This window comes from Aequoribacter fuscus (assembly GCF_009910365.1).
Taxonomy (GTDB): Bacteria; Pseudomonadota; Gammaproteobacteria; order Pseudomonadales; family Halieaceae; genus Aequoribacter; species Aequoribacter fuscus.
The window spans coordinates 931,686-942,280 of sequence record NZ_CP036423.1 but is presented as its reverse complement, the minus strand read 5'-3'; the positions used below and the strand labels follow the sequence as shown (position 1 = coordinate 942,280).

Sequence of the window (10,595 nt, the reverse complement as noted above, 5' to 3'; positions counted from 1 at the left end):
ACTCCTTAAATCAGTTCGCTCGATCGAGAATATTGAACGCACGATAATATTTATCATCCTGTAGCTTATTGAACAGGCGCAAAGACGCGCCGCTCGCCAGCGAATGTTGATACTTACCCGGAAAGAACATTAGTGTTGGCTGCTCTTTAGCAACGCGCTGTAAATTGTTCAGGATGTTGTGAGATCGGATATAGGGGAATACTTCACCGACCCCAGTAATGAACATGACATCGAAAGCGGAACCCTTCATCTTCTTCACAATGGCGGGAATCAACACGTTCTCGGTATCCAGAATGCCCTGCAGCTCCTCTTTTAATTCCTCTCTAGATAGCGTGAGCTCATTCTCTATCAGCCATTCCCAGTCGCCCTCCTCTTTGAGAATTTCAACCACAAGATCATACAGGTTGACCTCAAGAACACCGATGCCTTTATCGTCGAGCTCATTTCTGAGTTGTTTGATTGCGTGGTTCATGTCCTCGCTGATTTCAGGCTCAAACGGGCAAATATGAAACGGAACTTCGTTATTCAGGCCTTCGTTCCTTAAGAAACGTTGACTAGAGACCACAGTTAGCAGGTGTGCCTGGCTATCCGCTAAATTCTTTGCTGAGACGGTATTTAAACGGGTCGGAGAATTGGACACCTGATTCATAAACGAATCGCTCCTGGTATTAAGGCTAGATCGGATTCTGATGAGCAGTTTTGCAGGGCCGCAGAGATCATCTGAGGAACCAAATCATTAGATTCAGTGAGCAGACCACACTGGCGCATCATCTGAAAAACGGCGCCCCGCGCGTTAGAGCGGGTTTTTTCGGACACCTTTTCCAATTCTTGGTGCCACTCCGCCTTCGCATTGAAGAAGTACCCATAATCATCGTAATCGATGCTCTGTCGCCCCGACGCTATTGCAGGCGCAACGATTTCGAGCACGAAATCGCCAACAAACGGATACTGTTTGCATATCGACATCCAGACCAGCTGCCGGACGTCGCCTTCATAGTCATCAGCAATAAGCTCTATTTGCTCGCTATTCAGCAGACTTAGTCTTTTTTGCATCTCGCCATATAGAACCTCTGAAGAGCGCGCTGTGCGTGTCTGCAACAAATTTTCTTTGATGACCTCTTCACGCACTCGCTGCCAATCCTGATGATCGGTATATAGCTGAGCCAGGATTACTATTTCTCTTAACAGAGCTGGACGGGTGAAGCCGATCTTGTAATTTTTTGTCACTGGTCATTCCAAACGCTAGTAAGACGATAACTTGCCTTATAGCAGGTTATTTCATTGTTCTTCGCAATTAAAAACGACCCAACCACCAATCACAAGCGCACAAATCAAATAAAACACTCTGACCGGTGATACTCCATAAAACCCTGGTGCTGGGCGCGAATTGTGATTCTAGAGCTCTCGCTAACACCCAACTTCTCTGGCTGCTCTAACTCGCTACAAATTAGAATTTCGCCGCTACTGGCAAAACTGATGTAGCCCAAATCAAAGGCTTTATCTAAATTTGAAATAAGCGGTGACCCATTAAAATCATTAAGCCGCTCGCCATCTTCTGCCGCTTGCCAGGGCTTGATATGCGACGCAATCAAAAAGCGTTTATCAGCATATCCCGTCACTGAGCACTGGCCTCTGACTAGAATATTTACCACTGGGGTACACCTTTGTGTTTGGGATCTTTATGCTTCCTTTATAAAACACTTTTTGGTGATTGTATGCGATGTATGTTTATACAGGTAGCAGATGGCTACCCTTTCAGATGCACGTCTGGACGTTGATGTAATTTCGATTCTGGTAGGTTAACCTCTCCGGCGACGTAGGAAAAAATTCAAACAAGGTATTATCGGAACATTTTTCGAGAAGGGGCACGCCGCATGCCAAGGACCATTAAAAACTTAGAGAGAGTTGCCGTATTTTCAGAAGAAAGCGCGTTTTTGAAGTGGGCATATGACAAACCGGTCAGACGAATAGATAGCAAATATGCCGGCGTAGTTCACAGCGGGGATTTGTATCCTCTATTTCCGGTCGGAGATTCACCAACCGAAGAAGTCGGCATCAAACTTGGTGGAGACAAATTCAATAAAAAAGAACACAAGATCTTTTGGCCTTCGAATGAGCCTCTATCCTTCAGAGACTACTGCCCCTCAGAGACCAAGTGGCACATAGAGGTAAACCGCTTTGGTAACTATGTCGTATTCAATGGCGATTTTAGCTTTGCTGAACACTTGTCTGGACATCTAGCGGACAACGGTTTGTCTGTACTGAGGGTAGACCAGAGCTCGAGACCAGCAGATAACGGTATCCACTACGACTTTTTTATCCGTGTTAGCAGTGATCATGAGCCCGATCAAGTTCGTGCTATAGCGGCCAAATATTTCACATGTTCAGCAACACCCCAACTGCCGGCGTCTGAGCTAAACCTTCATGAAGAAGTGCATGATCAATCGGAGGTATTAATCTGGATCGATAGAGTGCGCGAGCTCACAAAAGAAAACGAAGGTCTCTACACCGTGTTCGAAGACTACGAGGAGGAAATCAGTGCACTGCGCGAGGCGTCTCAAGGCAAAGAGGAAATTCAGAATGAGCTATCACGACTTCAAGAGCGTTACGAGAACTTGAATGAAACTCTGAGCAAAGTAAGAGAACGTGCGAGATCAGATCAAAGGCTAGACACGCTTCTAACCACCGTACTTACCCAATATGACAACATTGCGGTGTTCAAAGACTCTGTACGACTCATAACTGAAGAATTCCCAAAAGTAGAGGGCCTAATCGCCGCCTTACATACGATTAACAATAACGACGCCGCGTTAACTACTCTCCGCGGGACCTCTAACTGGAAGGAACTACGACAACACATCAACACAGGCGATCCGAATAAACCCAATATGGGCCGGATCTACCTCAAAAACACGGGCGGCTTAAACTACGTGATCATTCATAAAAAACACGATGACAAAGATCAACAGCGTCTTATACGGCAACTGGATATGCTAAATTTGAATGACAGCGTTTTTTTATATCCACACTCTAGCAACATTGTCTAGGCGATCAAAAAAGGTGTTTGATGAGAAACTCCTAGCACAAATAAAACGCGATACGGACATGTGGCAATCACCCTGGCATGGTTTAAAGCATTGGTCTCGTGTAATGGTCAACGGATTAAGTCTGGCTCCAGAAACTGGCGCTGATGTCGATATCATCCCCTACTTTGCCCTGCTACATGATTGCTGTCGCCATGATGAATATGAAGACCCACTGCACGGCCCCCGTGCCGCTAGTTACGCAAAAAAGCACAGACACTTGATTCAGCTAGATGATTATCAATTTTACTTGTTGATACGAGCCTGCGCTGGCCATACCCATGCGCTGCCTGGCTGCAGAGCCAGCTTCAACGACACAATTGCAACGTGTTGGGATGCCGACCGTTTGGACATTGGGCGAGTCGGGTTAATTGTCGATGAGCGCTACCTCTTTACACGGGCAGCCAAAAATAGAGTTTTCGATCTTATTTAGCTCGCACACCTGCATTCAAATCGGCTTGGCAAGCAATGGGCCGCCCGCATAACAAACAGAATAAATGTTGGTATCTCCCGGGCTATAAGCACTTACATTAACGGCTTCGCCTCCGCGTCCTCGATAAACCAATCCGAAACAGAAAAACAAAATTTCTTGTTGACAACTATACCCAAAATCACGCAACGATAAAAAAGGCGCTAACAAACGTGGAGCAAAAACGATGTGGAACCGCAACATGTACAACGAGACTTTCCCTGAGTATTCAGTGATGAACGCGCAAGTTAATTTGCACTACTGGCTGAGCTTGGCACTGAAATTCAACATCTATGAAGACGAAGCTGACCATACAAAACCTTTACTAGAAAGCATGCGCAAAGTAGACAAGGTGCGAGATGACTACACGAAGCTTCCCCCACTCCAACGACGCTTAATAGAGCTGGAACTTGCGCAGCTCGACAACATAAAAGACCCAGACTTGCCAACCGACGAGTTATTGCGAAACGAGCTAGAGTGCATCGCGTTTAGGGCGCAACACATGAGCGATAAGGATCCAGTACGATACTATGAGTCGGCTATGCGCCTGTTCGACCGCATAATACTGGACAGCGAATCCGCGACATCGACTGAGTTCGGCAACATCGACAACGTCCGCCAGGACATTACGGCTTTAACCGATCAACGACATGAAATTGAACGTGCCATTAACCAAGAAGTCGCGGTATTCGCGCGCTATGCGTCCCCCAAAACTAAGCAAAACGCGACCTTCTTAGCCATAGAAATGAAACGAAAATGGCTGGCGATTCTCGAACTCACGGGCCGATTGCTTTACGTAACCCTGAATGCCTCGAACCGCTTGCGGGACAATCTCAGCCCAAAATATATTTTCGAGTATATGAAGCACGATGAGAGCGCCGGTGACATCTTTGTACACACATTTAAGGTCTTGATTTCGCACAAAGTCACCACGTATTTCATTATGGAAAAAATGCTCCTAGCCGATGGCACATTTCCAAAAGAGACTTCAAGAAGCCAAGACCCTGAATTGCGCATAGCATTAGTTAGCCAGCTATAGCCGAGGAGCTACAATGTCAAAAAGACCAAAGCCAACCTATGCACGAGACCACTGTATCTACCTGGACTTTGAAGGAGAAGGCCGCTCTAAAAACCGAGGCAGCCCACCGCCTCACTTAGCGGGCGTATACCGGCCAAAATCTTTTCAGTGGGGCAATGCCCATTACAAGGCCACCTTCTTCAAAGAGTCATGGAGCAGTATCACTCGCGTCAGAGGAGCCTGTACATATGCTCCCTCAATCGCCGACTTTATCAACGGTCTACTTGACGAAGCCGAACAGAATGACCAAAAAATCGTGTATTGGTCGGACTACGAACGGGCAGTCGTGGCGGAGCAATGCCCCGAGCACCTTGAGCGATTTAAAGCAAACTCGATTAATTTACTACCGACCGCAAAGCGCTACATTAATCGGCGACGCATGACTCTCAATACAGAAGATGACAAAGTTTTAAATCAGTACCTTAGAACACTTAAACCGAATGCTAAAACCGTTAAAACCCCACAAATCGGAGCAGCCGAATCTTGCCGAAGGACCGATGCAGCCCTAGCTGTACATTCGCGATTTAAGCGCTGGCCACTGCGCACAAAGCAAATTTTCATCGCTTTACTGGCCTACAACGCAGACGATTGCCGAGCCCTATTCACCTTATCAAAAAAATTACTCAAAACACCAAAGACGAATCAAGCCCAGCCCGAGCAGAAACCAACGGAGGATAAATAACCATGTTTGGATTTTTAAAACGAAGAAGGCAAAACACTGAATTCTTTGATACTGAAAGTGTGGTGGTTACTTACACCGGCGAGGTCCTATCTGCGGACTTTACTGCAGAATCATTAAACAGAACCGACGTACACGATTATGGTTATGCCTACCATAATCTCCTTCCCCACGGACGCGGGCACATCATCTATATACTGCATGGCGAAGTGGTTGAGGAATACGAGGGCGAGTTTGAGGTAGGCCAATATCACGGGCGCGGCAAACTGTATTTCAAGGGAACAACCTACGAGGGCAAGTTCGACGAGGGCATTTCCTTAGACAAACCCAAGAATGGATGAATTGGTGATCGAGTGAAGACACGTGCATGCTTTCGCGACAGGTGGCTATAATGCAATTTTCAGGGGGTGGACATTTGACCAATGTCTACAGTATTGACAGAGGTGCAATCCGATCGGCGACACTTTTAACCACCCTAATCACATCGATCTGTCGATTTAGATCAAGCAGTCACCTTAAACCTGTGGGGTGATATTGTTAGTAGTCGATGAAGTGTAGTAGTTCAGACCTGATCTGACGGTTACCAGTTTTTCTGGGTGTTTTGTCAGATTAGGTCATGACTATTACACTTAAGATCCGTCGGGCGAGTGTATATCGTCATCTTTGGGGTTAAGTTATTTGATGCTTGCCCTCATCTTATTCGCTATCAATATGAATTTTCTAACGTAACCATATCCCATTCAGACTGGGCGCCATAGCGAATAGGCAAAATACTAGTGCCCACCCCTGATGTCACATAAAGAGTTATATTTTCGTCCTGATAAAGTCCACAGGTTGCGTTTCGGGGCGCTTGAGATGGAACCCAGATCGCACCAACTAACGGCAAACTAATTTGACCACAGTGAGTATGCCCTGAGAGCACTAACCCCCTCATTTTAGGATGAAATGCCCCTTCTGGATCGTGAGTGATAGTTATCTTTGGAAGACTCCCACATTCGGCAGGATAATCGACATACGTAAATCTATCGGTGAAACTATCCCCTAAACCTCTGATGCAGATAGTGCCTTTTTTTGTCTCAATGATCCGTGTTTCGTTTTCCAAAAGGTCTAGGTTAGAGGTGGCGAATTCTTTGCGCCATATAGCTGGATCTGACCAACTCTCATAATTACCCATCACAAATATCGATGGGAAAGGTATTGTTGACTTTAGAATACTTATGACGTTCTTTCGGTGAGATATGAGGTTTTTTATAAATTGAGGGTTTTCAATGTAATCGCCTAAGAAAAGGACAAGGTCAGGGTCAGAATTTTTGATCGTTTGAATTAGATATCTCAGTTCCAAAAGAGACTTGTTGTCCTCTGTAATGTGCAAATCGCCAACCACCGCAATCTGATAACTTCTATCAAACGGAAGGTCTTCTATCTTCAACGAAACTTCATTTTTTTCGGTCTTCAAACTTTTTGTTATCGAGCCCCCAAGATGTACTACGATTACCAAAAAGGTAATTGCTATAAATAAACCGAATTTTCTTAAATTCAAAAAACTCACGCAATCACTTGTGTAACATCAAAAAAGAACACTGAGGTGTACCAATAAGTAAGATCCGATCTACGTTGAATGTGTTCTTCTTGTCCACGAGGGTCGCCGAAGAAACAGTCATTTTTCTCCCAGTCATTCTTTAGTTCCTCGAAGTCATTATCCGCCAGCATTTGGATTGCAAACGTGAGTTCGTCAATTTTTCGATTAGCAATATCTAACAGTCTTTGTTTCTGCAGTTTCCACTTAATTCCAGAAAATCGATCATTTGGAGGTCTAAAGACTATGCATTCACTGTAGACACGTTTTTCCACAAAGATCCATTCCCATGCAACGTAGTCAATTGGCAAAGAACTTGGTGGGCGCTCAAAAATGACAGCATCCTCAGTCGTATATCCCCATTCGCCACTCATAGGAGAGTCCAGATTATAGGCACGTTTCAAATATTCGTTGACGGTCTCCGAGTATTCGCCTTGATCCCAAATATGAGGTAGTTTTGTAATTTCTATATGGCGCATTTACTCGATCCTTTCTGAGTGTTGTAACCCACCAAAAGTGTTTCTGAGGCGCCTGTCTGCCGGCTCCTAGGCTCAAAGTTATCTCCTTGTGAATAACACAGACCTGCCGGCGATCACAGCTTGCCATAAATCTGCTAGTTGATACACAAACGAAACGACATCAACTAGCCTGACAATAGATTTGGACTATGTTGCGAGGACACCCACACTGACGACAGGCCAGAGTGCCTGAGCGCCGCTGGAGGCAGGCGGTTCCTTCTGGCTCGATATGGCAAGGGTGTTGCAAAAGCGCTAGCTGCACCTAGCGGTTGAATTTCGGCGATCCAGTTCGGCTAGACAATTTCCACATTTGAACGCGTCAAAGCACATTTATCGTAGTCTATTCTCTACCATTGATTTTTGCCTAGCGTTGCTAATTTGAGCCTGTGCTTTAGTCCAGAATTGATGCTTGCTTGGCGGTACTTTCCACATATCGCCCCCCCAACAACAGACCTACGCTCACTGGATATACACAACAACAATCAACACCATGCTCGGCCTTTAGGCGCTGGTCGAAATTGACATCGATGGAGAATAAGTCGCCACATCCTGTGCAGCGTGGCTGACCACCCACCGACGCGCTAATTAATGAACCCTTCGCTATCGTGGCCCTGTCGCGGATCGATCAACTACGTGAGTGATTGTGCTTGCAGATCAAGGTCTGGTCTGCGCTGACAGATTATGGGTGAATCCTCCAAAAAATCTAAATGCTCCGATAAGTTCCGAATGATTCCCGCTTTGCCCGGAACCTTTACTTTTTGGGGAGCGTGGGCATTAGCCCGCTCCCAAAAAGTTCCTTGAGCTATTTTTCTATGGGCGGGAACTTTTAACTTTTTAATTACCAATTTCATGGCCTTCAGATAAGGTTACTTCATCCTCTCGGCGCTCTAAAGGTTCCGGCTCTTTGGGAACGTTTAAATCATCTCCGATATCGCTCTGTAGCCGCTCCCATGCCTCCGCGAGAGGGTTTGTATCTCGAAGAAGGTAGATGCCAGCACAGTTTTTTGGTGGCGACTTAAAACCCAGTTCCACTAGGTAGGGCTTTAACAATGCAAGATCGTACTTGTCGTAATGAACCAGCGTATCATCGCTCAAATCGGTGAAGGTCGTGGCATAATCAGACTTGCGGAAATTAAGGCGAGCGCTTTTGCATTGATCAATTAGGGTGGTCTGAATTGGCAGCTGCTTGGATGCCCATAGACTCGGTATTATTTTACTCAACTCTTCGGCGACCTGGAGCTTTCGAGCAATCGCCTCGGCTTCCTGCTGCTCTTTCCTCCGTTCCTGCCGGTCATCTTGCGTCAGTGGTTCGAGCTCCACATATCGAGTCGGCGTCAAAACCGGCTCGCCGAACTCATTAACAGTGTTAACGGTTGCCAAATAGCTAGCCAGCCGAATGGCGCTGATATCAGTTTCAAAGCGATGCTTTGGGCCGGCGATTTCGAGATACCTGTCGCCAGTTTCATCTTTTGCCAACACGATTACTTGGGTGACATCACCTTCAATAGATGAGGCGCCACGTACGGTCATATCCTCGGCTTTACCGTGTTTGTGGGCTTTTGACGTGTGAGCGACCATCAGCAAAGGCAAGCCGGCGCATTGCTGTTTCCATACGCTTATGGCTGCGCTCCACTCGGCATTGTCGTTTTCGTTCTCTATGTGTAGCGTCGCTGCGGCGGTGTCTATAACTACCCACGGTGGCCAATCGACCGTAACGCCATTACGTGTCAGAGATTCAGTCCAGTCATCTGCCCACCTCCGCGCAATGGGAGGTAGATCTAAGGGCTGGACCCGGCATGTATCTACTAGATGAAATCGCTCTCTAGCAACTGCGTTGTCAACTACTCCCTCAGCAATCAATGCACTCAGAATCTGCTCAACTTGTTCTGGATGCTCGGACAAATAGACTATGTGCCGCGGTTGCATTATTGAGAGGTTTGCGTGCTTGTAAGCACCGGCGACGACAAGGGCCAGAGACGTTACCGCCGTGGTTTTGCCGGTGCCTGGGTAGCTCGCAAGGACGGTGGCGCCGTACTGAATAACCCGAGGTAGGATCATTTTTGGTGCTTCGGGATGCACAGGTAGTTCGCGATACATCGTGAGTCGGTGCTCTACGCTTGGTGACCGCAGCTCAACAGAATTCACATCAGCATCGTCGCTCGCGATGGAAGTAATAGGGGCAAGAGTGATCATGATAGTGCCCCCAGTATATTTTTAATATAGGTATCGCCATCTCCTGCATGCCATATGTCCCATGCATCGCGATTTTTGGGTGACTCTTCATGGATCACGAGTCTGCCTGAGTATCTCTTGCTGACCTCCGGAACCGCCTTTTCGATCTGCTTACCAAAGCAGACAATGGTCGCGAATCGCTGGGGAAACATTTGGGAAAGTGCGTATGCCGTCGCCCAACCTTCACATAAATGAATAAACGGTGCATCCTCGGGATTACCCAGTATCAATATACCCTTATTGCCAAAGGTCTGTTTCTTGCCCTCATGGTTTATACATTCGACACCAATAAACTCGCCGTCCCAGTTGCGATTGGGGACAACAATGCAGTCGGCCTTATAGCCAAGAACGCAGCCACCGGCGATGCCACGCCTTGCACCAAAGGCTTGAGTGATGCGCTTACTCCTAGCGTAAGGGTGGTCAGCCACCATCGCCCCATCGTTATCTGCTCTGCGCCAAAACTCGATGGCTTTGGGTAAAGTGGCAGAGTGTGGTTTAGGCTCTTGCTTTTTTAGTCGCGCGGCAAGGTCGATTCGCGGCTTGCGCTGGCTTACTTTGTCTCTTACTGGCCACAACCCAAGTGCCTTTAATTCATTAATGACTGACTCTTGAGAACAACCTACAAAGCAGTGAAAGAGTAGTCTGTCGTTTTTTTCGGTAATGTAAAAGTTGCGGTTACTCCCTTGATGGACGGGGCAGTACGTATGCCACGACTGGCCACATTTCTTGCCATCAAGAGCGAGGGCTATCTGTTGGGCGGTAAGAGCACTCATGCCGCACGCTCCCCATGCCGCTTAATAAGCGCCATTGCCTTAGATATGATTAGGTCATCGTTCTGGGACAGAGACTCCGATAGCTCTGGATGATTATGTAAAACCCAAACTCGGTCACACAGCCAAAGCAAATATCCTGTACCGTCGTCTAGCACCTCAACACAGTGTGCGCCAGTGTGCTTAACAA

12 protein-coding genes are annotated in these 10,595 nt (G+C 46.9%); 5 read left to right on the top strand and 7 right to left on the bottom strand.

Features of this window, described 5'->3' with window-relative positions:
* Positions 1-10: 10 nt before the first annotated feature.
* The 3 genes from EYZ66_RS04235 to EYZ66_RS04225 form a co-directional block, all read right to left on the bottom strand.
* Complete coding sequence (locus EYZ66_RS04235) at positions 11-649, bottom strand: DUF1788 domain-containing protein (RefSeq protein WP_009576097.1); 639 nt, start codon at positions 647-649, stop codon at positions 11-13.
* Entirely contained in the window at positions 646-1,227 is a 582-nt protein-coding gene (locus EYZ66_RS04230) for a DUF1819 family protein (RefSeq protein ID WP_040816782.1), read from the bottom strand. Before EYZ66_RS04230 ends, EYZ66_RS04235 begins: the two co-directional genes overlap by 4 nt.
* Positions 1,228-1,331: 104 nt before the next feature.
* Complete coding sequence (locus EYZ66_RS04225) at positions 1,332-1,652, bottom strand: HNH endonuclease (RefSeq protein WP_050793415.1); 321 nt, start codon at positions 1,650-1,652, stop codon at positions 1,332-1,334.
* 222 nt (positions 1,653-1,874) lie between these two features.
* On the opposite strand from EYZ66_RS04225, the gene EYZ66_RS04220 reads away from it, so the two are divergent.
* The 5 genes from EYZ66_RS04220 to EYZ66_RS04200 all read left to right on the top strand — a co-directional run bounded on the left by EYZ66_RS04220 (position 1,875) and on the right by EYZ66_RS04200 (position 5,650).
* Positions 1,875-3,047, top strand: coding sequence for a hypothetical protein (locus EYZ66_RS04220; RefSeq protein WP_009576100.1), 1,173 nt, complete (start codon positions 1,875-1,877; stop codon positions 3,045-3,047).
* Positions 3,048-3,105: 58 nt separating this feature from the next.
* Positions 3,106-3,516: an HD domain-containing protein gene (locus EYZ66_RS04215; protein ID WP_139042583.1), complete on the top strand. Its 411-nt coding sequence runs from the start codon at positions 3,106-3,108 to the stop codon at positions 3,514-3,516.
* A gap of 223 nt (positions 3,517-3,739) precedes the next feature.
* Positions 3,740-4,591 (top strand): hypothetical protein, encoded by an 852-nt coding sequence (locus tag EYZ66_RS04210; RefSeq protein WP_009576103.1) that lies wholly within the window; start codon positions 3,740-3,742, stop codon positions 4,589-4,591.
* A gap of 13 nt (positions 4,592-4,604) precedes the next feature.
* Positions 4,605-5,312 carry a hypothetical protein gene (locus EYZ66_RS04205; protein ID WP_040816784.1) on the top strand — a complete coding sequence of 236 codons (708 nt, stop codon included), beginning with the start codon at positions 4,605-4,607 and terminating at the stop codon, positions 5,310-5,312.
* 62 nt (positions 5,313-5,374) lie between these two features.
* Positions 5,375-5,650: a hypothetical protein gene (locus EYZ66_RS04200; RefSeq protein WP_235714735.1), complete on the top strand. Its 276-nt coding sequence runs from the start codon at positions 5,375-5,377 to the stop codon at positions 5,648-5,650.
* A 365-nt stretch (positions 5,651-6,015) separates the two neighbouring features.
* Here the strand turns inward: EYZ66_RS04200 and EYZ66_RS04195 are convergent, their stop codons facing one another.
* The 4 genes from EYZ66_RS04195 to EYZ66_RS04180 form a co-directional block, all read right to left on the bottom strand.
* Entirely contained in the window at positions 6,016-6,858 is an 843-nt protein-coding gene (locus tag EYZ66_RS04195; protein ID WP_009576106.1) for a metallophosphoesterase, read from the bottom strand.
* Positions 6,855-7,364 carry a hypothetical protein gene (locus EYZ66_RS04190; RefSeq protein ID WP_040816785.1) on the bottom strand — a complete coding sequence of 170 codons (510 nt, stop codon included), beginning with the start codon at positions 7,362-7,364 and terminating at the stop codon, positions 6,855-6,857. The genes EYZ66_RS04195 and EYZ66_RS04190 overlap by 4 nt, the downstream gene beginning before the upstream one ends.
* Before the next feature lie 873 nt (positions 7,365-8,237).
* Positions 8,238-9,596 (bottom strand): AAA family ATPase, encoded by a 1,359-nt coding sequence (locus EYZ66_RS04185; RefSeq protein WP_009576108.1) that lies wholly within the window; start codon positions 9,594-9,596, stop codon positions 8,238-8,240.
* Positions 9,593-10,408, bottom strand: coding sequence for a primase/helicase family protein (locus tag EYZ66_RS04180; protein WP_009576109.1), 816 nt, complete (start codon positions 10,406-10,408; stop codon positions 9,593-9,595). The genes EYZ66_RS04185 and EYZ66_RS04180 overlap by 4 nt, the downstream gene beginning before the upstream one ends.
* Positions 10,409-10,595 lie beyond the last annotated feature (187 nt).

Excerpts from the sequence above, each read along its gene's own strand:
- EYZ66_RS04235 (WP_009576097.1), bottom strand. The coding sequence starts at position 649 with ATGAATCAGGTGTCCAATTCTCCGACCCGTTTAAATACCGTCTCAGCA.
- EYZ66_RS04220 (WP_009576100.1), top strand. The coding sequence starts at position 1,875 with ATGCCAAGGACCATTAAAAACTTAGAGAGAGTTGCCGTATTTTCAGAA.
- EYZ66_RS04215 (WP_139042583.1), top strand. The coding sequence starts at position 3,106 with ATGTGGCAATCACCCTGGCATGGTTTAAAGCATTGGTCTCGTGTAATG.
- EYZ66_RS04210 (WP_009576103.1), top strand. The coding sequence starts at position 3,740 with ATGTGGAACCGCAACATGTACAACGAGACTTTCCCTGAGTATTCAGTG.
- EYZ66_RS04205 (WP_040816784.1), top strand. The coding sequence starts at position 4,605 with ATGTCAAAAAGACCAAAGCCAACCTATGCACGAGACCACTGTATCTAC.
- EYZ66_RS04190 (WP_040816785.1), bottom strand. The coding sequence starts at position 7,364 with ATGCGCCATATAGAAATTACAAAACTACCTCATATTTGGGATCAAGGC.
- EYZ66_RS04185 (WP_009576108.1), bottom strand. The coding sequence starts at position 9,596 with ATGATCACTCTTGCCCCTATTACTTCCATCGCGAGCGACGATGCTGAT.
- EYZ66_RS04180 (WP_009576109.1), bottom strand. The coding sequence starts at position 10,408 with ATGAGTGCTCTTACCGCCCAACAGATAGCCCTCGCTCTTGATGGCAAG.